The sequence below is a fragment of the Paenibacillus sp. J22P51 genome (assembly GCF_059692215.1).
Map to the genome: position 1 here is coordinate 94,461 of NZ_JCAUAZ010000016.1, position 23,469 is coordinate 117,929.

At 39.6% G+C, this 23,469-nt stretch carries 29 protein-coding genes; 7 read left to right on the forward strand and 22 right to left on the reverse strand.

Annotated features, from left to right (window positions below):
* Positions 1 to 7: 7 nt before the first annotated feature.
* Complete coding sequence (locus AC58QC_RS25395) at positions 8 to 1,507, reverse strand: TROVE domain-containing protein (RefSeq protein WP_497417832.1); 1,500 nt, start codon at positions 1,505 to 1,507, stop codon at positions 8 to 10.
* Between the two features lie 455 nt (positions 1,508 to 1,962).
* On the opposite strand from AC58QC_RS25395, the gene AC58QC_RS25400 reads away from it, so the two are divergent.
* Both AC58QC_RS25400 and AC58QC_RS25405 read left to right on the forward strand, forming a co-directional pair.
* Positions 1,963 to 3,273 carry a helix-turn-helix transcriptional regulator gene (locus tag AC58QC_RS25400; protein WP_497417833.1) on the forward strand — a complete coding sequence of 437 codons (1,311 nt, stop codon included), beginning with the start codon at positions 1,963 to 1,965 and terminating at the stop codon, positions 3,271 to 3,273.
* Complete coding sequence (locus AC58QC_RS25405; protein WP_497417834.1) at positions 3,260 to 4,090, forward strand: WYL domain-containing protein; 831 nt, start codon at positions 3,260 to 3,262, stop codon at positions 4,088 to 4,090. Before AC58QC_RS25400 ends, AC58QC_RS25405 begins: the two co-directional genes overlap by 14 nt.
* 415 nt (positions 4,091 to 4,505) lie before the next feature.
* On the opposite strand, the gene AC58QC_RS25410 is transcribed toward AC58QC_RS25405, so the two are convergent.
* From AC58QC_RS25410 to AC58QC_RS25425, 4 genes are all read right to left on the reverse strand, one after another.
* Positions 4,506 to 4,766 (reverse strand): hypothetical protein, encoded by a 261-nt coding sequence (locus AC58QC_RS25410; RefSeq protein ID WP_497417835.1) that lies wholly within the window; start codon positions 4,764 to 4,766, stop codon positions 4,506 to 4,508.
* A gap of 27 nt (positions 4,767 to 4,793) precedes the next feature.
* Positions 4,794 to 5,051 (reverse strand): ribosomal maturation YjgA family protein, encoded by a 258-nt coding sequence (locus AC58QC_RS25415; RefSeq protein WP_497417865.1) that lies wholly within the window; start codon positions 5,049 to 5,051, stop codon positions 4,794 to 4,796.
* Between the two features lie 173 nt (positions 5,052 to 5,224).
* Positions 5,225 to 5,794 carry an SF0329 family protein gene (locus AC58QC_RS25420; protein ID WP_497417836.1) on the reverse strand — a complete coding sequence of 190 codons (570 nt, stop codon included), beginning with the start codon at positions 5,792 to 5,794 and terminating at the stop codon, positions 5,225 to 5,227.
* Positions 5,795 to 5,956: 162 nt separating this feature from the next.
* Complete coding sequence (locus AC58QC_RS25425; protein ID WP_497417837.1) at positions 5,957 to 6,925, reverse strand: helix-turn-helix transcriptional regulator; 969 nt, start codon at positions 6,923 to 6,925, stop codon at positions 5,957 to 5,959.
* Between the two features lie 146 nt (positions 6,926 to 7,071).
* Between AC58QC_RS25425 and AC58QC_RS25430 the strand changes: the two genes are divergently transcribed.
* The 3 genes from AC58QC_RS25430 to AC58QC_RS25440 all read left to right on the forward strand — a co-directional run bounded on the left by AC58QC_RS25430 (position 7,072) and on the right by AC58QC_RS25440 (position 8,815).
* Positions 7,072 to 7,557, forward strand: coding sequence for a hypothetical protein (locus AC58QC_RS25430; protein ID WP_497417838.1), 486 nt, complete (start codon positions 7,072 to 7,074; stop codon positions 7,555 to 7,557).
* A gap of 43 nt (positions 7,558 to 7,600) precedes the next feature.
* Positions 7,601 to 8,077: a GyrI-like domain-containing protein gene (locus tag AC58QC_RS25435; protein ID WP_497417839.1), complete on the forward strand. Its 477-nt coding sequence runs from the start codon at positions 7,601 to 7,603 to the stop codon at positions 8,075 to 8,077.
* A 327-nt stretch (positions 8,078 to 8,404) separates the two neighbouring features.
* A complete protein-coding gene (locus AC58QC_RS25440) occupies positions 8,405 to 8,815 on the forward strand; it encodes an HNH endonuclease (protein WP_497417840.1) in 411 nt (136 codons plus the stop codon).
* A gap of 329 nt (positions 8,816 to 9,144) precedes the next feature.
* Here AC58QC_RS25440 and AC58QC_RS25445 read toward each other — a convergent pair whose 3' ends face one another.
* The 5 genes from AC58QC_RS25445 to AC58QC_RS25465 form a co-directional block, all read right to left on the reverse strand.
* Positions 9,145 to 9,345: a hypothetical protein gene (locus tag AC58QC_RS25445; protein ID WP_497417841.1), complete on the reverse strand. Its 201-nt coding sequence runs from the start codon at positions 9,343 to 9,345 to the stop codon at positions 9,145 to 9,147.
* A gap of 156 nt (positions 9,346 to 9,501) precedes the next feature.
* A complete protein-coding gene (locus AC58QC_RS25450; protein WP_497417842.1) occupies positions 9,502 to 9,666 on the reverse strand; it encodes a hypothetical protein in 165 nt (54 codons plus the stop codon).
* 198 nt (positions 9,667 to 9,864) lie between these two features.
* The gene (locus AC58QC_RS25455; protein WP_497417843.1) at positions 9,865 to 10,122 is read right to left on the reverse strand and encodes a hypothetical protein; all 258 of its coding nucleotides are present in this window, start codon (positions 10,120 to 10,122) and stop codon (positions 9,865 to 9,867) included.
* 230 nt (positions 10,123 to 10,352) lie between these two features.
* The gene (locus AC58QC_RS25460) at positions 10,353 to 11,081 is read right to left on the reverse strand and encodes a GNAT family N-acetyltransferase (protein ID WP_497417844.1); all 729 of its coding nucleotides are present in this window, start codon (positions 11,079 to 11,081) and stop codon (positions 10,353 to 10,355) included.
* Between the two features lie 482 nt (positions 11,082 to 11,563).
* Complete coding sequence (locus tag AC58QC_RS25465; RefSeq protein ID WP_497417845.1) at positions 11,564 to 11,764, reverse strand: Spo0E family sporulation regulatory protein-aspartic acid phosphatase; 201 nt, start codon at positions 11,762 to 11,764, stop codon at positions 11,564 to 11,566.
* Between the two features lie 518 nt (positions 11,765 to 12,282).
* Between AC58QC_RS25465 and AC58QC_RS25470 the strand changes: the two genes are divergently transcribed.
* Complete coding sequence (locus AC58QC_RS25470; protein ID WP_497417846.1) at positions 12,283 to 12,429, forward strand: hypothetical protein; 147 nt, start codon at positions 12,283 to 12,285, stop codon at positions 12,427 to 12,429.
* A gap of 223 nt (positions 12,430 to 12,652) precedes the next feature.
* On the opposite strand, the gene AC58QC_RS25475 is transcribed toward AC58QC_RS25470, so the two are convergent.
* The 8 genes from AC58QC_RS25475 to AC58QC_RS25510 form a co-directional block, all read right to left on the reverse strand.
* Positions 12,653 to 13,072, reverse strand: a complete 420-nt coding sequence (locus tag AC58QC_RS25475) for an Imm30 family immunity protein (RefSeq protein ID WP_497417847.1) — start codon at positions 13,070 to 13,072, stop codon at positions 12,653 to 12,655.
* A gap of 257 nt (positions 13,073 to 13,329) precedes the next feature.
* Positions 13,330 to 13,665: a YmaF family protein gene (locus AC58QC_RS25480; protein WP_497417848.1), complete on the reverse strand. Its 336-nt coding sequence runs from the start codon at positions 13,663 to 13,665 to the stop codon at positions 13,330 to 13,332.
* Between the two features lie 344 nt (positions 13,666 to 14,009).
* Positions 14,010 to 14,750 carry a DUF4253 domain-containing protein gene (locus AC58QC_RS25485; RefSeq protein WP_497417849.1) on the reverse strand — a complete coding sequence of 247 codons (741 nt, stop codon included), beginning with the start codon at positions 14,748 to 14,750 and terminating at the stop codon, positions 14,010 to 14,012.
* Between the two features lie 73 nt (positions 14,751 to 14,823).
* Positions 14,824 to 15,258 carry a GNAT family N-acetyltransferase gene (locus AC58QC_RS25490; protein ID WP_497417850.1) on the reverse strand — a complete coding sequence of 145 codons (435 nt, stop codon included), beginning with the start codon at positions 15,256 to 15,258 and terminating at the stop codon, positions 14,824 to 14,826.
* Between the two features lie 112 nt (positions 15,259 to 15,370).
* Complete coding sequence (locus tag AC58QC_RS25495) at positions 15,371 to 15,691, reverse strand: hypothetical protein (protein WP_497417851.1); 321 nt, start codon at positions 15,689 to 15,691, stop codon at positions 15,371 to 15,373.
* A 185-nt stretch (positions 15,692 to 15,876) separates the two neighbouring features.
* Positions 15,877 to 16,563 carry a leucine-rich repeat domain-containing protein gene (locus AC58QC_RS25500; protein ID WP_497417852.1) on the reverse strand — a complete coding sequence of 229 codons (687 nt, stop codon included), beginning with the start codon at positions 16,561 to 16,563 and terminating at the stop codon, positions 15,877 to 15,879.
* Positions 16,564 to 16,749: 186 nt separating this feature from the next.
* Positions 16,750 to 17,196, reverse strand: a complete 447-nt coding sequence (locus AC58QC_RS25505) for a hypothetical protein (RefSeq protein WP_497417853.1) — start codon at positions 17,194 to 17,196, stop codon at positions 16,750 to 16,752.
* A gap of 208 nt (positions 17,197 to 17,404) precedes the next feature.
* Entirely contained in the window at positions 17,405 to 18,151 is a 747-nt protein-coding gene (locus AC58QC_RS25510) for an ABC transporter ATP-binding protein (RefSeq protein WP_497417854.1), read from the reverse strand.
* A gap of 810 nt (positions 18,152 to 18,961) precedes the next feature.
* On the opposite strand from AC58QC_RS25510, the gene AC58QC_RS25515 reads away from it, so the two are divergent.
* A complete protein-coding gene (locus AC58QC_RS25515) occupies positions 18,962 to 19,768 on the forward strand; it encodes a C39 family peptidase (protein ID WP_497417855.1) in 807 nt (268 codons plus the stop codon).
* Between the two features lie 107 nt (positions 19,769 to 19,875).
* Here the strand turns inward: AC58QC_RS25515 and AC58QC_RS25520 are convergent, their stop codons facing one another.
* The 4 genes from AC58QC_RS25520 to AC58QC_RS25535 form a co-directional block, all read right to left on the reverse strand.
* The gene (locus AC58QC_RS25520) at positions 19,876 to 20,577 is read right to left on the reverse strand and encodes a DUF2711 family protein (protein ID WP_497417856.1); all 702 of its coding nucleotides are present in this window, start codon (positions 20,575 to 20,577) and stop codon (positions 19,876 to 19,878) included.
* 147 nt (positions 20,578 to 20,724) lie between these two features.
* On the reverse strand, positions 20,725 to 21,444 hold the full coding sequence (locus AC58QC_RS25525; RefSeq protein WP_497417857.1) for a hypothetical protein: 720 nt from the start codon (positions 21,442 to 21,444) through the stop codon (positions 20,725 to 20,727).
* Positions 21,445 to 21,604: 160 nt separating this feature from the next.
* On the reverse strand, positions 21,605 to 22,195 hold the full coding sequence (locus tag AC58QC_RS25530) for a hypothetical protein (protein WP_497417858.1): 591 nt from the start codon (positions 22,193 to 22,195) through the stop codon (positions 21,605 to 21,607).
* Between the two features lie 642 nt (positions 22,196 to 22,837).
* Positions 22,838 to 23,278: a DUF4362 domain-containing protein gene (locus AC58QC_RS25535; protein ID WP_497417859.1), complete on the reverse strand. Its 441-nt coding sequence runs from the start codon at positions 23,276 to 23,278 to the stop codon at positions 22,838 to 22,840.
* Positions 23,279 to 23,469: the final 191 nt, after the last annotated feature.

Here is a 23,469-nt window from a genome sequence, read left to right on the forward strand (position 1 = left end):
TATAAGTTCAACCCTCTAACTCTATCGCTGCTACCCGCTCCACCAGTGTTGAATACCCTTGCACCGACTGCGCAATGTAAGCAAGCACGGTATCACTCCACCCGTAAATGTAAAAGGTTTGCGGATCCTGAACGGGAACCATCGCATGCCGGTAAGGCGCTATATCGACGACGAAGGCTTTCACATCACGGTTCACCTTCGTACGATATCTTCTCAACTCCTCGTAGAAGGAACTGCCGCTGTTCTGCTGCTCATCCGTGATGATGATGATTTGATCTACTTTCTTGCGCTCTTGGATAAGCTTTCTTACCGGTGCCCCAGTATCCGTTCCGCCGCGAGCGTGAATCTGTGCCGCCTGCGTGAGGATACTATCCTTACGAGAGGGTTTTGCATCCACGACATCTGTATCGAATAGCCAGAATAGGGAGTTTCCTTGCGTCTTTTTGTACAGGGCCAAGGCAAATACTGAACCAATTTCTAGATACTGACCGTTCATCGAGCCCGAGATATCTAAGAAAATAGCAGTACGATCCCCAAGCTCCGGCAGATTGTCAAAAGTAAGATCCGTCGCTTCACGCAAAGCATCTCGCAAGTCCGAGTGCTCCACTTGGCGGAACGCGGTTGCTAACCGGAATGGCATGCTTTTGGCTTTACGTAACGCCTGCTTGTCAGTGATGCGATGAATGACATAATCCAGATTTTGTTTATTATCTAAAACCCCAGCCCGCAGCAATGCGTTCATATGACGAAGCAGCGCAAATGTCGGCATCTGATAGAGCAGCGCTTCCCAAACTGCCTTTGATGGCTTGATGACACCTGTCACGGTTTCATACGGCAGTTTTCCACGCTCAATCCATGCGATCTGATCTATCTCGGTTGTGGAAAGCTTCAACTTCTCCAGCGCTTCCACTTGCGGAAGCAAGGAAAGGTTCGCCTCTTGTCCCCGCAAATAACGGAACAACGCTTGCTGTTTCAAATCCTCTGGCTTCGGATGTGCAGTAGCGATCGCATCTCCTAGACTATACCCTCTACCGTGCCCGTTATACTTAATCGCCCAATATTCAGATACGCCCGCTAAGAAGCGGTTCACCTGCCGTTTCACAGCACGGCCGCCTTCTCCTCGTCCAAGCCCATTCAGAATCATTAGAATGTCCGACAAATCAGATGGAATACGGATGACCTGTAGAAAGATTAAGGCGAACAAGTCTGGACGGTATTGTGACAAAATCGCAAGACCGAACAACGGCTGCAACCGCATGAAGCCTTCATTTCGAGCAAAAACAATCGCTTTGGCCATAAACGTCGGATTCGCATTCGCCATCTCGTGATGAAGCTGCGCTGCCTCGGTTAATAACTCATTTTGATCCGCATAAAACGTATTGCTCATTGTATTGGTTAGAAGTGTCTGTAGATACTGCTCTTCCACAGATCGCGCGAATGCTGGAAAGTTGTCATGGTTAACCGTATTCGGTCTAAGCGACCCGAACAGCTTTTTAGCTATGCTCATGTTCAAAAACCTCCTTAATTAAAAACTGGTGAGGAAAAGGCGAGATAGGTAGTCTGCAGGAGTCGAACCTGCCATATTGCCCGGGTAATACTATTCGTCGATTTAGCTCGAAGTAACCCATCTCAGCGCCTCACCAATTATACTTTTGTGTAAAATCATCGAGGAAATGTGTCGGAAAGGCACATGCTGCTCTACCACTGAGCTATTCCTCTACAATAGAGGAAGTTGGATTCGAACCAACGACCTGCCGATTAGGAGTCGAAGTAACCCTTCCAGGCGCCTCGATGATTGTTATCTCCAACACGTTATCGTGTCGGCCTTATGTACCTATCTTCGCTCATTTCCATCCAATCGAACATGGTAAAAGTATTACGACAACAGAGAAAGTTTCCCATTTCGCCCAAATCCATCCCCTGTTACAATGAAGTTAGATGTAGATTGAACGGAGGATTGTGGTGGCTAAGGAAAGCTTTGATAAAGAAATCCAGTTCCTACGCATGCTCGTGCTAACGAGTGGTGCCTACAACAGACAGCAATTCTCAGAGAGACTGGGCATTTCTATCCATACTTTTGACAAGACCATTCGACGGTTAAAAGAGATCGCAAGCTCCTCATATCAACACTTACCGCAGGAGGAGCGAAAAGAGTTCGCCGAAACGATTCGCTTCAGCTATTACGAGTCCACCGATCCGATGCTGCTATTCTTATTTCGAGCCAAATCTCTGAAGGAATCGGAATCTCAGAGGATCTCGTTGCTTTTAGCCGCGATGAACGAACAAGCTTTGACAGCCATGGAGCTGTTAGACATCATCTGTAGCAGTCAGTCTGCCGATTTATCTCTGCCAGATGAGAAAACAATTCGTTCTGACCTCAAATATTTGGAAGAAGTTGGTGTCATTACAAGAAAGGCGGGTGCTCGTCCATATCGCTACCGCATCCAAAATGATTTGATCCATGGACTGTCGGACGAGGAACTTTATGATCTCTATGATTTCGTGGATGTCATGGCGAACACACAGGTACCTTCTGTTCAAGGATATTTGCTGCGCGATGGCTTGAAGAAGCATCTTACTCGCCAACAAGCCGAGAAGCAGGCCATTGAGCCTTTTTTATATAAGTATCACTATTATTCCCGAATCTTAGATGAAGCGCATTTGTTCACGATCCTCACTGCCATCCGCAGCCTTCGTAAGATTCGATTCTTATATTTTTCACCAAAGTCCGAAAGAAGCTACGCCTCCAAGAACACTAACCCGTTATTCGAACGGGATACCAACGGTAAGATGGAGAAAACGCTCCCCATCAAAGTGGTCTACGATCACCAGTACGGACGATGGTATCTACTCGCAAGTGGCAGAGAGGGGATTCGGAAATATCGTTTGGAAGGAATTACACAGATTGAAGAAGATGAACCCGTGCCCGAGGATGTGTTTGCGAACAGGACGAACGAGCTTATGGAGAAAATTCGCTATAGCTGGCTGATTGACACCGGGCAACCTGTGATGGTTCGTGCCCGATTTTACAATCCAGAAGGTTCTGCGCCTAACTTTGTTAGGGAGCGCGTATTGCTGCAAGGCCAATGGGGACAAATCGTGGATGAAGACGAGCATTCTTTCATCTATGAGATCACGGTTAACGGGACGACTGAAATTAAGCCGTGGCTGCGCAGCTTCGGGTCTAGCTGTGAGGTACTTGCACCTAATCAGTTCCGCAGAGAAATGATCGCTGAATGGAAGGAGATTCAAGCTTACTATGAATCTGTTTGAGAAGATTTTTAACTATCAGATTATTTCCCGTCTTGAGGACTCGGGTACGTTCATGGTCACCTCGCACGAAAGAGCCTGGCTGAAAACGATGCTCGGGCATCATGCGGCAGTTGAGGCTTTCACTCCTGATACGTTGAGCAAGCTGCGCGCTATCCTAGGGCAAGATCGAGTCATGGATACCTCTGACCATCTCATTGAAAAAGCCCGCAGCAGGGAGAAACAGGTCTATCACCCGCTTCTGCGTTCTTTACGAAGGCTTATAACTGAGAAAAGTGGAATCCGTTTATCTTACGAGATCAAAGGTGGACGCATTCATTCGGACCAGTCAGGGCTGCCCTATAAATTAGAATATTCCATGGTCAAAAGAGAATGGTATCTACTCTGGTTCCACCTTCGGCTACACACATTCATGCGTACCAAATTGGATAAGATTGCTTCCGTCACTGCAGAGGCATTGCAAACTATTGAAGCAGAAAGCATCCTTGTAAAAATTAAGATGGCCCTCGACGCTCGGAGAAGCGAAGTTCTCCTTGAAGTGGTTCGTGATTACAATAGAGAGTTGTCGCGTATCCTATACGCACTCTCCAGCTTCGAAAAAGACGTTGAATTCGATTCGGAGCATGATCTGTACCGCGTGCGGGTCATCTTGTTTGGCGACGAAGTAGAGTATCTCCTCTCCAAGATCCGTTTTCTAGGGAAACGTGTTCGGGTTATTGAGGGGGATTTTTTGAAAATGCGTATGTTGGAGACGTCGACGAAGGCGTTGGCACGGTATGGGGTGAGTATGGTTGGTGAGGAAGAGGAGGGAGCTATATAAAACCTACGGATGAACGGAATAACAGAAATAGAAACAAGATCGGTAGAACGAAGACGCATATTTGGATTGCAATTGCGGGAGCAGTGTTTATTCTTGCAGGAGGGCTATTCTTAATGTGGCTCTCAATTAAACATTTTTTAACCCAAATTTGTGAGATCACGCATTGTTAATTATTTGCTTGAAATAAATCGATCTACTGGCTCACCGAATCCGAAAAGGCTTAATGGAACCATTTAAAATCGGTCCATATTTTCTTCATAGGTTGATTTCCCTTTCATTAGCTCTTATATAAAAAAGAGCCGCTTCAGTGCAGCTCCTGCGCTATAGTTCCTCGTTAGCTATAACCGTATCGGAGTTTTGGAAAACCCAATCCCTTATCTGTGATGCAATAAAACTTACCTCAGCTTTTGTTGTATCAATAGTAGGCATCGGTGGATTTATCCCAAGGCATCATAGTTCCACACAGGATAGTCATTCGTCCACTTTGTGCAATATTTCGCGCAACGCGTAACCAAATATTACGCATTTTCTCCCAATCATGCCCAATAAACTCAATGATATTGTCTGGGTCAAATATATCAAAATCAGGCATTTTTCTGCGTAATTCGTTAAGCACATATGTTTTTCCTGACCCACTTGCACCCGTTACAATAAATAATGGCAACCTACTTTCCAACTGTTAGCCCCTCCTCAAAGTTCTGCGTTAGCGTAAAGAATGGAACTCATAAAGTACCTCCTCGTTTTGATTTACAAAACGTATCCATTCTGCTTGGTACAATTGGCTGCATTCAATTACAAAACAGAAGCCAAGACTAAGCACCAGGGCTTTCAAAGATAACATTCGGATGAATATTGCACGAACGCCGAAATAAATCATAGCCGCCCAGAGAGCGTCACCGAACTGGTTCACCACAAATTCGGGCAGCGCGGAGGTATTCATCCTCGAACCGATCCCAAGCATTATACATACCAATGCTGCTAGAAGGTACTTCCCTCTTGTTCTCACAAATTCCCTTCCAATCAAAAATATTTTTATTCAACTCTGAAATGATATTTTTTATTGAAGTTACTATCTCCAAAAAACAACAAGAATGTTCGCAAAAAAGACCTCCCGTTTGTAGGTGAATGAGTTATTTATTTTTCATATGTACGAAGTCGTAGTTCAAAAAAATACTGTACAATTGGATGCTTTAACTTCATCTTCTCGGTCATGTTTAAAATTCGTTTTTTTCCAACTCGTCTGTCAACCAAAGCTAGAATATTCAATAAGATATCATTGCTCTCTATGCTTTCCTCTATAGAAATGGATAAAAACTTGTTTGCTATAACGATAAAATTTGATTTACTTAATGATGACTGTGCTGACAAAAGCTCCTTTGCATATTCCGATATTTTTCTACTTCTTGCTATTACTTTTAAACGATCCTCCGGAACACTCCCTTTGGTTTCTTTCCTGACCGCTTCGATTTCTTCATTGTTAATTGGAATCTGGATATCTGAATCATTCTTAATTTCCAACTCTGTCTGATACCATCTGATTAAGGTATTACTCATATTGAGTACGTTCTTTTTATCTACCGCAATATAACAAAGTCCTGTTTTATCTGGTAAATAGCGATAGCTGGTTGAAAGGTATTCGACCCTTCCATATAGCGCAGGACTGAGAAAACTCTCTAGATGTTGTTTCAATTTACTCCAGGCCATTTCGTCCTCCATGTTTTATATTATAAAACAACCTTAAACCCAATCCTCCCTTCTCTGAACATACGACAAGAACTTCGATACAATCAATAAAAAAAGCCGCGTACTATGCGACTTTCGTTGTACCTACTGGTTTATCGCAAAAAGAAAAATCTCAGATAAGCCTCAAGAGAATCTTAAATTGGCTAAACGCTCTTCCAAAATCACACGCAGTTCATCAGGAATCCGCTCAAACTCGACCCCTTTCCCCAAAAACAAAAGCCAATCCGCGTAATACGCCAGCGCCTCAACATCGGTCACATCCAACTGAACATTGAAAGTCCCGCTCGACTGAAACATCCCAGTTAAGGACAAAATTATTCCAGGTGGGTGCATACGCTTAAAGCGCTGAATCCCAATTGTATCAAGTTTCACAACAAGGTTAGATTCACGTGCACGAAGCAGTTTCTTGTTTAAAATCTCTTGTTTAGACAACTTCATCTCCTGCTCAGAAATTGCCGAATCCCGCAGCATCTCAACAGGCAAATAACGAAACTCATCCGTATCAAAATCATAAACCTCGACCAGCCACTGAGCGTTCGAGTTAAATATATGCAGCAAAAAAACGTCCAGCAACATCGGCCAACCAAGACTCAGCTCATAAGTCACGCGTAAATGTTTATCCCTCACAGCAAGCGAAATCAGCTGGTTTAGCTCCGCAGGTGCCGTATCATCGAGCTCCAAAAGATTCGGATTGGCGGGATTTGTATTTTCGAAAAGCAAGATATTATTCAGCTCGATCAGCTCGTCTTGCTGGGTTTGCGATGCGATGCCGATAAGTTTTTCAGTGATTGAGCGGCGATTTTGCAGATAAGGTAGCTGCGAATTTTTCGAGGCGATAAAGCTGATAAATATCGCCTTCAGCTCATCTGGCGTGAAGCGGGCGGCGGGCAAATATTGATTTTGCAGGACATTGTATCCACCACCGCGCCCAAGCTCGGACGTCAGCGGAAAACCCATTGCTTGAATCTCGTTTATGTCGCGTATCGCCGTCGCGCGGGAAATCTTAAACTCTCGTTGAATCTCGGCAATCGTAAAATGCGCGCGGTTATTAATGTAACGCATGATCAGGTTCACTCGTTCTGTTTTCTTCATGATTTTATTATATCAAAAATGTAGCATAAAATGTCTGCATCGACGGATTTACATTTCCGCTTTCCAATAAAGAGTATCAATTTTTGATACATTTGGCGAATAGAATCAGTCTTGTAAAGATTAAATCCCACAAAGGAGAGAACAAAATGTCTAATTACTCCATCAAAACAATCTCAGAAAACTACAAAATGACTGCTTTCGGTGTTTCATTTGACGACTACAACGACTGGGCAGGTAATGCAGCAAAAACTGCAGCGAAAAAAGCTGAAATCACTGAAAACGGCAAGCTTGCTAAACTTCTCGCACTCGCTGACGGGCAAGAATATCAAATCAATTACAACCTCGACCACAAGCCTTGGCGCGGCTTCGGCGTAATGGGTGAGTTCAACGTGGAAGGCGCGGTCGTCCTCGATTTCCTCGCTGGCGATTACCTCGTCGTGCCTGGGACAGGCGCTGACAAAGACCGCCTTGCTGACGAAATCACAGGCAAAGTTTTCGGCGGCCTTATCCAAGAAATCACAGAATACAAATACGTTGGCCCTGGTAACTCAACGTTCGTTAAAGCAAATGAAACAGGTGAATTCTACGGCGAAATGTGGCTTCGTGTAAATAAAGTCGAAAAAAACAAATAGAGCCTGACCTCCCAGAAGTTATACCGATAAAAGGAGCACGCACATGACAGTTTACACACTTGAACACAAAAAATCATTCACATTGACCGCTTATGGTTTTTCAATCCAGTCGAATTTTCAAGACATGCCAGCTTTGCAAAAAGAAAAGACCGAATTTTGGGACAAACTAAAGGCTGACGGGCGTTTTAATAAGCTCAAAGGCGCTGCAAAAGATGATCGCGAATGGTCAGTCAATGAGGTTTATCAAGGAAAACCGTGGAATTATTTCGCGGTAGAAGCTGGCAAATCAGTGGCTGACGCAACGCGCATCATCGAGTTTCCAGAGAGCGAGTACATCGTGGTCGCAGGGAATGGCGACAAGGAAACTTTGTTTGATAAGCTGACTTACCGTGCTTTTGGCGAAGTCTTGAGCCAAATCACTGATTATGCTTACATTGGTGGTCCAAATGCGACTTATCGCAAAGATAACGGCGACGGCACTTTCTACGGCGAATTTTGGGTGCCTGTGGTTAAAAAATAAGGGAATTCGGAAGACATGTCATGAAAAATACAACAAGAAGATCTCCACAAATGAAAAAGAACCTTGATAAATGATAAATCAAGGTTCTTTTTTGTGTTAAATCGATGGGCCCCAATCATGCTCTGTTCGTTCTTTGACCAAGCTTTCAAATGGTAGATCCTAACAAAAAGAGCCCCGCGGGAGCTTTCCCAGCGAGGCTTCTATTATCGAGCTGCTAAGGTATTTAACTTATCCGACACTCCTCTCTCCTCCAACAGACATAACAACGTATCAAATAAACAAATTGTCTGTGGTTATACTAAAATTAGCCTTAGGAGGCGATTCATTATGATACGAGTACTCAATGTGGATGGCCAAAAACTAACCCCATGTTTACTTCACCGGGCTTGGAGGGAAGTTAATCGAGCCCGTGCAGTCTGGATTGACGAGCAGACAATCCAATTACTTTACAACCCATTTTTATTTCGAGACTATCGAAAAGCTGCATTAAAACGGGATCATTACACTTGTTTGTGGTGTGGACGTCCCGCAACGACTGTAGATCATATTGTCCCTTCAAGCAAAGGAGGCTCAGATCTTCCCCAAAACTTACTCGCTTCTTGCATTGAATGCAACACGAAACGAGGAAACCGTTCAGCATTCTCATATCTTTTTGAAAAAGTATTTTCCGTGCCGAATTCTATCAAGCTCTGTTACCGCATCATTAAAGCTAAACATAACCATCGTCGAGCCAATTGATGTAAGTACTCTTCACCGCCTTGAGGCGGTTTTTAACTTTATAGACCGTCCATTAGACATAGTTGTTTCCTAATTGGGGAAGCAGAGGAGATAATGCGGTTATATGCAGGTTGCCGTTTCTTCATGTTTATTTAGATAACCCTTCGATAATTACTCCCTGAATCATATTTCACCTCATCAGCTTGTTTCCGTGTTTGCAAATCCCCCCATATCAAGACGCGTATAATCACCAATAGTTGCGCTAAACTGCCCCTACTTCAACAGACAACGGCAGCCGATCGTTTGCCGACTGCCGTCATGTCATGATTAAACTAAAGTTCTGCGTTAGCTCAATCTGCTCCGTTTATGGGCTGACCGTAAACCACGTGGAAATGGAGATGTTTCGAATCTTGATATTTCCCAAGATTCGTTATTACTCTACAAGCTCCATATTCGGATACCACTCTGGAAGCTACCTTTTTGACAACAATTACTTTCACTACAGGAGTTCGGTTACTTAAAACCTCATCACAATAAAAATCTCCAGACATGTCTCATCACCCTCTACCTATAAAATTACAAAAGCCGATGATCCACTATATTTTGTAGTGGATCATCGGCTTTTTATTGAATACTTTGTCAAGAGTCCCATACCATAAAGACGAGAAAATATAGTCCTTCAGTCGAAACCAGCTGGGAATAACTCTTTAAATATGATTATATTCATCAATTGATTGGTGACTTGTAACTTCCGAATCCTCATCAAGAGCTTCTATTCCCCAATTGAGCTGTTGAGCATATTCGCGAATCAAATCGTAATCCTCTTTATTGTCATTCAATGATCCCGTTTCAGTTTTTGACTCTTGTTTCATCCTACCCACTCCTTCCTGATGAAGATAGAATTTCCTACAATACATAATACGATGCGTGGCTAATTACAATACCTAAAAAATTTGTGCCAAGCATTCTCTCAGCTCATTACTGTTGATAAGCAAATCTGCCCGATAACTGAACAGGCTGCCAATTATTCTGGCAGCCTGTTGATCATTGTGCTATCGTTACCCGTTAGCTTAATGACTGTTTGGTTCCTTCGTCTTTACTTTCTCTTCATCTTGCCTTTGGACCATATCAGCATGGATCTTTCTAAGCTCTTCAAGGCTTTCGCCTACGTCCTTGGCTACCTCTTCCACTTGCTTTGCAGCCTTGATCTGATTGAAGTCTAAGCCGGATACATTTTCACGATCAATATACTTGATCTCCCTATACATCAAATACCCGATAGTACCGATTATGATGAACATAACAAGGGCTGCATATATTCCAATCATTATCATTCACCCCATACACGAAACATGCTCATATAATGCCCTCTACATACACTTAGGATACGTGGTGCAGGGTTATGTGCTGTTGCTTGCATAACTGCCCGTTAGCTGAGAAGGCTGCCGATCAATTAATTTCGGCAGCCTTCTCCTAATGTTTATTTAGCTATATTTCCTCATTAGCACTAGAATAACTAACCACTTAAATTAATTACCGACTAAAACCAATCCAAGAATTACTCAAGAATCCTTATAGCCAAAGTACAAGCTAATTTTTCAAATCCCAGCGATTTAGCAATAGCTACTGACGAACTATTGGACATTAAAGTTTGATAATGCATCGTGAAACCATCTTCTAACCCTTTCCTAGTTAAAGCACTTACAACTGCTTTGGCGTTTCCTTTACCTCGAAAATCTGGGTGACTTAAAATACCTACGCTAAGAAAACCAGATTCCTCTACTCTCCAAGAACCTGCTGCTACAATTCTTTCATCAGATATCCTTGCTAGTATTGGTTGTCTATTGATTTCCATGGAGCTATGCTCCCACTCTGTTTCAGAGCAAGATTTACGCAAATCATTAAGTAGAGATAGTTGATCTGAAGTTACAAGTTCTACAACTTCAATGGAAGATGCTTCAAGAAATGAAGCCCTATCAATGTATCCCTGAAATGCAGGACCAATAACCTTGTATTTACCTATATCAATTGACTTTACAAGAAAATTCGCATCAAAAGTTTCCATTGGATGTCTACCACTGATGGCCCTTTTTATATATGAGGTATACTTAGTGGGAGACGATATAATGCTTGTCGTTCCATTAAAAAAGCAATAAATACCATTATATCCTTGCAAAGTCTTGGAGTGTTCACGGACTATGACGTTCGGAATAGTCATTGATGAAATATCACAATCAAATCGCTCTGCCCAATCCTTATATACTTTAAATCTGGTTTCTTCATCCAACTAACACACCCCCATCTGCTATTTACCCCACACTTCTTCCTTTAATCACTCCAAACAAAGCAATAGCTGTCCAAATGCACAAGAATAAAAATGAACCCAAGATAATATAATGATGTGTTTTGGCACTTCCATCAACTCCACAAATTGTATTATTTATACATACGCAATGAAGTGTTCATTATTGCACAATTAAACAAATCTGCCCGTTAGTTGAGCAAAGGGCTGCCACGCGGCAGCCCTTTGGTTAATTAAGCTATAGTTCTCCGTTAGCGTAACGGAAATTCAATTTTCAACTGAATGCACCTACGTCAAAAGAACTTGATCCGGACATTGAGCTTGTCATCCGACAGGAACTGTAATGAAAAAACAAAAGCAAAAATGACTACCATTTATATCGGTGCTTCTTCACGATTTAAGGAAATTCTCGTGCCAGAACGTATACTTATTTAATCTAAAAAAGTAACGTTAATATGGCGTATTTCCTAATATGCAACTACTAACTTCTCATATTGCTCAATTACTCGTACTGTATCCACTTTTAGCTTCTGATATAAAGAGATGTATCTATCCAATTCGTGGCTAATTGCAACAACATTTTCATTTGTAAGACTGCCTTGTACTAATGCTTCTTGAACCATTTGAAGACGCACTGTTTCGATTTTTTCTAAGAGGAATTGCTCCATTTCACGTATCTCCGTTTCTGTTCAATAAGTCGACTAAGATATTATAAAACAGACAGATACAATAAGGTTGTTACTATTTGTCGAATATCTAAAATAATATTTCAAAAAAATCGTTTCCTCTTGATTTTATGTTTCAAACTATTTTGTCATATCGCTAATAACCTCAATTCTTTCCACAACCCATTTTGAGGTATTAGTAATTATTACTCAGCATGTGCGCGCGAAATTTTGCCGTTCAAAGGTTATGTCGGCTCGGTACTCGTATTGATCGATATTGTCCCAATGTTCTATTTTACGAACGCAGATATTGAAGTTCCAATACAATTCTATTACCTAATACTGCACGAAAGCACAATAGGCTACCGAGCAAATCTTCGGTAGCCTCCTTAGATATGAATGTTGAACTAATGTTCTCCGTTAGCGTAATGGGTTGCCCCTTCAATGAAAGCATCCATATCACCACTCGAATAATTTTCTTGATATTGGAAAATCTAATCTCGATGAAAGGAGGTACATCCATGGTTGAGTACACTAACATTCAAGACAACTCCGAAGAAATCATGAAGTGTATTGTTAACTGCGACACCGAGCAAGATCAGAAAAGAAAAGATACAAACCTTTTGAACAGCATTCCGAATGAAGAAGAATATATTGATGAACCATAATACGCTAACCTTCAAAGATGACGGTTATGCTATTGTGTCGAAAGATGAGCACTTGATCACTTTCCTGTTATATCCGATCGGTCAAAATAACGTCTTAAATTGGTGAGCTACATTTCAATTGTAGGCAGCTAGGAGCATAAGACCAATGTTCCTGTCTGCCTCTTACTTATTCAACTATTGTTCCTCGTTAGCTTAATAAGGTCCGTGTATCAGTCTACCTTTTCTAATCAGCTATACAGATTGTTAATCCCTCTTTAACTTTTCCCTCGAATTTTCCAGGGTCCTCATTCTTAATATCATTTAATAACGTAATTTTTTTCTGGACTTGTTTTTTAACATCTATTAATACTGATGCAAATACTACTCTGTATTCATCGTGGTTCAGAATCCTGTAATGAAGAATATCAATCCATTCTCTGCAATTTTCAATGTTATCTGGAATGGAGTTTATCTGGAGCTTCAAGGCATCATACGGTGAAAATTTACATAAATACTCTATTGTATGAATTATCCCCCACATGACTTCTTCGTGTTCAGTATTATCTTCTAAAACATCAATCAATTCACCAATTATTCGATAATTATTTGCTTTATATATTTCTCCTAGCGCTTCCTCAAATAAAATTTCCGCTTTAGTTCTCATAAATCGATTCATTATTCCGTCATTATCCCATGTACACGTTGACTTGAATTATACCACTTATCATTAGCGTAATCTGCCCGTTACTTAAATGAAAACAGAGAGCAGCTGCCGCGGCAAACTGCTCCTTGTTTGTTGTGCTAAATAATTATTTTTCCCTCAAAGGTGAAATATTGTCAAAGTTTAGAGAGTTTTGACGGAGCGGAGTGCACCCGACAAAAAGGCCCGCCAGAAAGCTCTGGCCGGCCTTTTTTGTTTGTTTATACAAGCGGTCTATCAATTAACGTAGCAAAATTGAATTGGTGTCTATGCTCATCATTCTGCGTCGTCATTCCGGTGACGAAGTGCACATGCTTGCCGTTGCCGACAGGAATGGCGGGCCCTGTTCTGATTTTTTTGAGATTATGAAAATGGTCTAAAAAGTCCGTATTCGATAGATCGATTTCATGAATATGGCTTTTGCCGCTCCGAATCACTTGCCCTGTTACACCTGCAAATCGATGATTATGTCTGTCCGCTCCTTCCTCTGCCAGCTTCGTGCTTCCCTCAAATTCATGAACATGCGTCTGCCGTTTTCTCGTCGCCTTTTTTTCCATCCGACAATGTCATCCCCTTGGAGTCAAGTCACTTCAAGAGTAGTTTATTAATTATCGGCAGACGTGGTGTTAGGTCTATAGACCAATTATTGAAGGGCTGTCATCCCATTACTTCGGAACCGAGCTGCGGAAGCCGAGCAAAGCCACGATTAATACTTCAAAAAAAAGAGGTACGTCTGACTGTGCGTCAGCCAGTGACGTTAGTAGAAAAGGCTACCGATCCATTGTTATCGGCAGCCATCATTTATTGTTTATTGAGCTCTCGTTATCCGTTAGGTTAATCATATGCCACCTAGAATAGCCAAGCTTCATCCTTAACTCTAATCTGGTTATCAGATTGCTGTTTAGTCCCACCAAAAATACCATTGGGAAGAATTAATTAGTGTTCCTGCAAGTGAATTTACTGTCCCCACCCCTTGCCAAACTATATCACCACAAAATCCAAATTGTTCCCACGCTAAAGATTCTGATTCTTCTTGTGTTTTAGGTGGGTTTTCAACAAAAAACTCCCATACTTCAGAAGTTACTAAAGCCGGTCTAGCTCCATATTTTTCAAACCAGTATTTGAATATTGCAACTTGCTCTTCGGGCATAGGACAATCATTAAATCCCCCCATCGGAACCCAAGCTGCTACTTCCCAAGGTTTATCCGTAGGAATTTTTACAATCATTATTTTCTTATTAATGCCTTCCTCAAGTGATAGAAAATGGTCTACATGTTCCTTAATAGAAAACTCACCAGTGATAGTATCGTCTTCCTCTGGCATGACTTCATCTAGCTGTCTCTTTAATATTTTTTTTACATCAATTTCCTTTGATTTGGCTATGATTGTTTCTCGATTATCTTTAGAGTATTCTTTAGCCCCATTGCTATCATCAACAATCTCTAACATCATCTCTGAAGGAATAATGATAAGTGGATTATATCCTTCCTTTTTGCCCTCTATGAGGGCTCGACGATACCGTGCCATAATACCTTTAATATCTTTCTCTTTAATAATCCAATAGTCACAACCCAATTTATTAGTTATTTCTTCAATATACTCTTTTCCTATATCTTTCTTGAATAAATCAAATATTCCCACGTTCTTTATCTCCTAATTGGTTATTAAACTCTCGTTACCCGTTAGTTGAATACAAATGTGTAAATTCACTACATTATTTGAGCTTCTTTTTAAACCCTCTATTAGTTTGTGGCGTATATCCTACTGACTCATAGAACATACATGCATCAATCCTATTACTTTCTGTTACAAGTATAACTTGGGTACAATTCTTCTTAGTAGCAATTTCTTCAAGCTTGGATATTAATGCTTTCCCTACGCCTTTTTTCCTATAATTCTTATCAACTATCATGTTTTCAAGAACTAAAAAAGGTTTACAATCACCATATAGTTCCTCGCAAACCACTCCCATAACAGAACCTATTAGCTTTTTATTTTCAATCGCACTTATGAATATGTACGAATTATTTTTTTGCAATTTATTAAACTGCTCCTGCATTGTTTCAATACAAGATTCTTCGTCCCAAAATTGTTTATATAACTGTGCAAGTTCTGTAATGTCATCTGCAATCATTTCTCTTATAATCATTCATTTTGCCTCCAACCAATACAACACTTTTATTGAATATTCATCTTACACTATCGTTATCCGTTAGCGTAATAACACTTCTGACAAGTTGCCCTACTATCGTAGCCCCTGTTTATTCCGTTTTACGCTGTGATGGTCTTAATTTTATTAATCCTATTGCCATACAAATCATGCTGGCTGCCCAGATAATACCAATCATTCCGATTTTCAAAGAATTTTCTTCTGAAGCCATAGTGCCATCAGTTCCTCTAACTCCTAATAAATCAATCAAACCCCAACATGCCCAACTGAATAAAATAGAGTGCATTAATAACCATCCATATCCAGCTTTTTTGTATTTTACTAGAAGGGTAATAATCACTAGGAATATCAGGCTCATTATAATCACAAACCCTGTTTTTAATAATGGTAAGACTTCAGCTTCCACTGCCATATATATATAACACCTCATTTTTAGTTTGAAGCCTTGAAACCTAACAATTAGACGTTAAAACAATAGTATTTGTTGTGTAATTCTGCCAGTTAGCGTAAAGACGCTGCCAAGCGAATCCCGCGGGCAGCATCTTTGTGCAGATATTCAACTATCGTTACCGTTAGCTTAATGGGTCGCTTCTCGAACTATCCTTCATTCTTTAGTTTCTCAAATTCAATTTCATATTTTTTTAACTTATCTATATTACAAATCGGGCAAAGCATTTTATTATTCTCTATTCCTGTTAATTTCACTTTAAATGAATCACACTTCTTACACTTTGAATAATTTACTGAATGATATGCCTTAAAATATGCACATTTTACTTTCGGTAATTTCAGTGACAATTTTGCAAAGTCCCTAACTGAAAATGTATTGTCAGTCTCAAAGACTTCTAATTTATTTAGTTTTTCAAGTGGAGATAATCCGTGATTGAGCACTTTAGCTTTCATTAATACAAGTTTCTTTAGATTTGTCAGTGAACTTAAAGAATTCAAGTTATCAAAAATTAAAGTCTTTCCTGATGAATCCCAACCAGGTAATGATTCGAGTGATAATTCGGTTAAACTCTCCAAGTTAGTCAGTTCTTCAAGTGAATGAATTTGAGGCAGATGGATTATTCTAAGCTTCTCTAAGTTCTTCAATTCCTTGAGATTATTTAATGTTCCAGTTTCAAATGAAAAAATCTCTAATTCCCGTAGGTCGTTCAGAGTGTTTAGTTTTGAAAAGTCCTTAATTTTACAATTCCATATCTTCAGAGTTTCGATGGATTTGTCTAATAACATTGCATCAAATTCACTCTGTGTTTGTTTAATCAACTCAGCTTTTTTCATTTTATGCACCTCGCACTTGGGCTAGTTCATCTTCGTAAACTCCATTATTCGCCATACCTTAAGGTATTCGCAAAATGACCACGCTATCCTGCCCGTTACGTAAATAGAAAAGGCAGCCGATCGTATACCAGCTGCCGTCATGTCATGATTGAACTATCGTTTCTCGTTAGCGTAATAAACCCTATCTTAATTTTTTGTATCCCAAGAAATATGATTTTTCCAATCATTCCACTCTTCTTTTACTTTTGACAGTAACCACTCACCACCAAAAGTAGTTGTACCTTCATGGGAAACGTATATAATCCAATCCATGTTATTATCAAACCAATAACATTCACTAACCTCAAAATACGGTTCTTCATCCCACATTTCATACTTAAAAAAATCAGAAATTATAAAAGAAGAACGATCTTCCCTTATTTCATATGCTGTCGTTATATTATGTTCTTCAAATATTTCCTTTAATAACTTTAATTTCACTGGTACGTGAATGTATTCTGAATCAAATGCAATTACATCATTTCTCTTACAATCAAATAAGGGATACCAGTACGCTTTATTGATATCCCATACAGTTCTTAATTTGCTTTCTACTTGGACCGTCATTTCTTCAGACAATAAAATTTTCCCCATAGTATCCCCCTTGTGAAATTCAGGTCCCCCTTCTTCATATTACCACAACATTGTTCCACAAAATTGCCCTTTAGTTGAGAAAACGTCAACCAATTATACAGGCTAACGTTTCTTCGTTTTTATTGAGCTATCGTTCTCCGATAGCTTAGTCATAACGGATTCTAAGTGGTACTAAGTTCCAACAACCCAACGCGTAAAATGAGTTACTTTAGCTCTGAGTAGTGGAGATAAATGTTTCTTTAAGGTAGACTACTTCATCAGCAATTCCAGCTACATATTTCACGTTACTAACAGGCAGAATTATTGAAGCTCCTGCCTCCTGGAGTATCTTTAAATATTTTCTGTTATATTCGCTTAATATGTACTCAATGCCATGTGGCTCAATCCATGGTGCACAAAACAATTTCTTCTGGAAAGCAAATCCTATTGCAAGTGTAGCTCTCCATCGTTCGCCACTATTAAACTCAAGGGGTCTATAAATTCTTCCAGATCCAGGCTCATTAATACCTGATAGTTCAAATAGATTTGCAATTTCTTGTAAAGATAAGATATTTGCACTACTTGTGATCCCCTCAGATATCTGCTCTGCTACTGTTTTTATCTTTCTTAATTTCCAAGTTAACTTTGAGGGATATGAGTTAAATTCCTTATAAGGAATTTCTGCTACTCCCTCACCAATATAACAAGAAATGCTTTTTAGAAGTTCATTGTTGGCTGGTCGGTCATCAATTGTTATTGGAGAATTCGATAACCCCAAGTTTTCAAAAAACCGTGGGTCTCTTCCTGCGAGGAGATAGCTTACTAGCCATCCTCCCATTCCAAGAGAACCAACTAATCCGTATATTTTGCCTGACTCGATTGCAAGGTTGAAATCCCTGATACTGTCAATCATTGAAAATCTATGGAAAACCGTTGGAGTCGAATTACCGTTCAAATCTTTAATTTGTAACCTCAAAACCATCACACCCCAATTTTTTGAGTTAAGTCTATATTACAACATTATTGGAGTTAATAAAGCGTTCAATCTTGCCCACTCTTCGTTGGTCTTATTATGAGGTCACAAATAACTCTATACAAAAGTATCCACCACGCTCTACTGCCCGTTACTTCAATAGAAAACGGCAGCCGATCATATACCAGCTGCCATCATGTCGTAAGCAAACTATCGTTCTTCGTTAGCTCAATAAATCGGTTTGTATATCCTATCAGTATCTGTATCAATTACGAAATCAACCTCTGCATCACAAGAGGTATTTGCTCAAAACTATGGAGATTGCAAAATACTTCAGGTAAATCTCTAATATTAGAAATCAGCCTTTTTGCTTGTAAATACTTTTGTATTAACTCCTGTTTATTACACTTGGCACCTGTAATATGAACTCGGTGAAAATAGCCATCAATTTCAACTAACATTATCATCACGACTGGTTGCTACCCAATCCGTATAGCTTAGAATACTTTCATAATAACCTATCCCGTGACCATAAGTTAATCTTTTATTTATTCAACATTACTGCCCGTTAGCGGAGTGAAGGACTGCCACGCCGAAGTCCTTCTGGTATCGTTCGTTCATCAACAAGAAATTCGAGGGCCGGGTTACTCCCTTCTCAGTCAACTATTTTTCGAACTCAACGAAAATAAACGTCTGCCCTTGAGGCTGGCGTTTATTTCTTATGGCCAAGGCTACATGTCCACTCCATGAGACCCATTCATGCATATTCTATTCTACTCACTACTAAAATTCATAAGATTGGCGGGTGCATCCATGTCTAATAAAACACTGCGTATTGGGGATACCGGTAATGATGTTATCACCTTGCAGAAAGCCCTTTCCGCCAGAGGCTTAGATCCGGGAGCCGCGGACGGGATTTTTGGCAACCGCACATTAAAAGCCGTAAAGGCTTTCCAGCAAGCAACTAGTTTAGTCGTAGATGGCATAGTGGGGCCGATTACTTGGTCCGCATTAGGCTACATACAATCATCTACTGGCAGGCTGCTTGACGCGCCTCATATCCTTCAATTGCCTGAATTGCCACGCGGATGTGAAGTGACTTCTCTTGCAATGATGTTAAATTATGCAGGCATCCATGTTGATAAAATGACACTTGCTTCTCAGGTTAAAAAAGCCCCTTATAGGGAGGATGGCTTTCACGGAAACCCTTACGAGGGTTTTGTCGGGAATATGTATGATCTCAATCAACCGGGATACGGGGTGTACTATGGCCCGATCTACGAATTAGCCTCGCAATACATGCCGGGTCGAGTCACAGATTTAACCGGCTCGGATTTCAGCAGCGTCATCAATGGGATAACGAAAGGAACTCCGGTCTGGATCATTACCAACACGAGATTTAAACAACTGGATCCGAACTCGTTTGAGACATGGTATACGAAGTCGGGACCCGTCAAAATCACCTGGCATGAACACTCGGTTTTAGTTACTGGCTATGATGCGAATTACGTTTATATCAATGACCCGCTAGATTCCTACGGAAAAAATAAAAAGCTTGCGAAAAGTAAGTTCATTGCAGCTTGGGAACAAATGGGAAAACAAGCCATCACCTATATATAGATTTGATGTTCCGATATTTTGTCTATTGAAATATCTTAGCCAATAGTTGAACAGGCAGCCGATATGCCGGCTGCCTGTTCGTCATGGTGCTATTGTTCTCCATTAGCTTAATCAATTGAGCCAAATTCTATTTTGCCAAAATACCAACTAATATAGGTTTCTGGTCCGCAGATTACTGCTTCCCATTTATTTTTATTGATGATTTCTTCAATTTTCTTTTCTTTGGAGAGGAACAAGGTAATAAATGAGTCGTAAACACTTAAAAACGCATAATCCATTCTTTCGTCTGTTATGACAATTTCTTTAGGAGCTAACTCACACATTTCCAGTTCGGTGGCATCCTTTATTCGCAACTCACCAGATTGATCAAAAATCGGATCAGAATACATGAAAGAATTTGCTCCATTAGAACTCAGAACCTCGAGAATACCCGTAATTAAATATTCGGATATATTGTCTTCGCGAGGATAGTAAAACTCTTTGGATAGATTGTAATTAAGTAATTCTGCTAAATCTTCTCGAGCAAATTCTTTCTTTAATGCTGATATAGATGTCTTTAGAGCAACAGCAAGTTCTTCATAAGATTTTATCCCTGTCTCATGCATGACTTCTTTCCAAGGCTTGGGTTTGCCAAGTTTTATTGACTCCTCTAATTCTGGATAAACATGTTCGTATTCACTCTTTTTCTTCATATCTGTCCAACCAATTGGCATTATAATAAACGGATTGAGTAATATCGCTGCTTCTTTAAACGGATGAGGTAACTGCTCTAAGATTGGCGTTTCATAATTAAACCATATGTAATTCATAGAGACCTCCTTCAATCGATAAACAACGCTAACCACATTATATCATTTAGCTAATCTTCCCTTTACTTGAACGAACAAAAAAAGATCTTCCGCGAAGTAAGCTCCTTCACTATCTTTCTCCGTTAGTTCAGCACTCCATTGTGTCTTCTATATTGGCAGAGTAGGTACAAGTGGTGATGCCAGAAGCCACTTATCATTTACATATTCAATCGTTAGTGTCAATTTATCATCCGGTTTGCCAAACAATGTAGTATCTAAAACAACCTTCGCAATATTACCGTGTTGTTCTACCAGCTTGGCGGTATCAGTCAGAAAATCTCTCGCCCCTCCATGTCCTCCGATCCATTTGTATACATAAAGCTGTCCTTCATACCCCTTATAATAGGGACGTTCTTTATTACCATCGTCTATGATTTCTAGATAACGACTATAAAATAGCTTTTGGGCGGTATCTTTTGTAAATACGCTTTCAATTACATTTTTAAAATCCGTCATTGATTTAACGTTATTGAATAAACCCATTTTAATTTTCTCACCTGTAACAAGCAAATATTCTTTGTCGCCTGGAATCGTTTTAGTTTCATCGAATTTAATCGCTTCAGTTCCGTTAAATACTCCGTAAACATTTACCGCTTTTGGTATAAGTTCTTTGAGAATTTCTTTTACTTTATTGTCAGTGAGTGTTGGTATTAGAGTCTGTGTTGGTGTTGGTGTTGGTGTTGGTATTGGTGTTGGTGTTGGTGCGTTAAGCGCAGGTGTAGTTGACGTTATCGGTGTATTCGTTGAAATCGAAAAGGGATTTGTACATCCAGTTAAAATAGTAATGGTCAAAACAAACAGACAAATATTAATCTGAAATTTTTGCATTTGATTCCCCCTTATATAAAACTCATCCTCCACCATCATAACTCATATATTGGAAGATAAAGTTTTAACTAACCTGCCAAGTAGATGAAAAAAGGCAGCTGATCATTGTGACCGATGCCATTAGTGTTGTTTAACTATAGTTCCCAGTTAGTCCAGCACCTTATTTTTTTATCCAAATATTTTTATATAGATCGGCAATTATAAGATTAACTATACCAACATCTTTAATGTGATCTTCATTTGGAACGTCACTCAAAAAGAATGTGAAAGAAAAACAATCTCCATCCTTATAATTTAAACCACATTGACCTGTTAGCTGAGCGTTGTATGTTTTTCCATTATATTCGGCTGTCAATATTGTAGTTGAAGATGTAGTGAAGGAATGAATGTTGATCGTCTCATGGTGGAGAGCAGAGATTAGCGTTGCACCTGATAAAGAATATTGTCCACTTGATCTAAATCCGATATCAAATCCTCCATTGTGTGTCACCTTGAGCCATGATATGTAAATCCTATGCTCTCCATCATTATAGATCACTTTTCCAATGTTACTTTCTAAATCTGACAAATCGACTTCAAGTGAATACCTTCCTTCTATCTGGTGACCATTTTTATCTGTAAATTCTACTGTATTGTTTGCAAGAAAAGCCATTCCACCAAACCATAAGCTGAATAACCCCGATGACCATAGAATTGCAACCGTTACTGCTATAAGAAGTATAGTGATGTAGAGCATCTTTCTAGCTTTCATGTTTATTAGCCTCACCTCGTATGATTGGATGCATAATCCACTTTTATTATAAAGTTTTGTGCAAAACGAGGCTGATGATTGAACCACATTTAGTATGTCAGCATAACTGGTTAGACGCACAAAAATTGGAAAAAGTTTCTTTAAAATTTGTTGAAATTCAATTATCCTGCCCATTACTTTCAATGAAAGGCTCTGTTAAATTTTAATGTTGATAGTAAGTGAAAAAAAAAAAAAAAAAAAAAAAAAAAAAAATAGAACTACCAATTGTCTGGGAGATCTATTTTGTAATATAGTCTTATTCAATCAAAGCACCCGTTTGCTTGAGACATTGTTCACGATTTTCCCTCTAAATCATCAATTCTCTTTTCAAGTTCTTTTACTTTTTTAATACTGGTCAATGCATTCGTAAAAGCAACAAGTCCGAATATGAACCCCATAATTCCGAAAACTTCCACATAATCACCCCTTATTTAAACTTTAAGATATAATGATTTCACTATTTTAAAACATCTGTTCTGATAATCCAATTATCAACAACTAACTTTAACAGGGCCTAATGAAAAAAGAGCTGTTGCTGATCGTGGCAAACAACTCCCCTTAATTCTCAACTAACGTACGCTAATGCGTTCTTCTAAACATCTACTATAATATCTCTTTTCTAAATGATATTAACCTCAGTTGTTCATCTTCCTTGAAATTATTACATTTAGATAATTCAACATCAAAGAACTCGTCATCTCTTTCATTCATTCGAATTGATTTACAGACATATTCCGTCTTGCCTTTGTCTGCACTCCATCCGTCTCTTGTGTTATCAACTATCCAATGTATTTCCTTACCATTTGAATTTACGTCATGAATCTCTGGACCGCTGTCCATTGTCGGAGAAATAATCATTAAGTTATCTCCCTTACCTTCATTAAATCTTTTCACCATTTTATCTACACGGTCCAAATCCACTTGGTCAAAGTTAATAATAATTGACTTGTTTTTGTTTATTTTTTCTTTATGAGATTGTTGATTTAAGAGTAAAAAAATGACACTGACCAATCCAATAAAGACGATTAGTTGAATGTAAATCATCGTTTTCTTGTATTTAACGATTTCCCCCTCCGCAATAATTCCATATTTAAAATATTCGACTAAGCGATTACACTATCCTGCCCGTTAGCCGTTCATGCAGCGCAAGATCATCGCTGCACCACAGAAGATGAAAATGGATAAAATCCGTCAATACTTCTACTACGGCTGGGTGAGGAAGGTCGATCAACTAT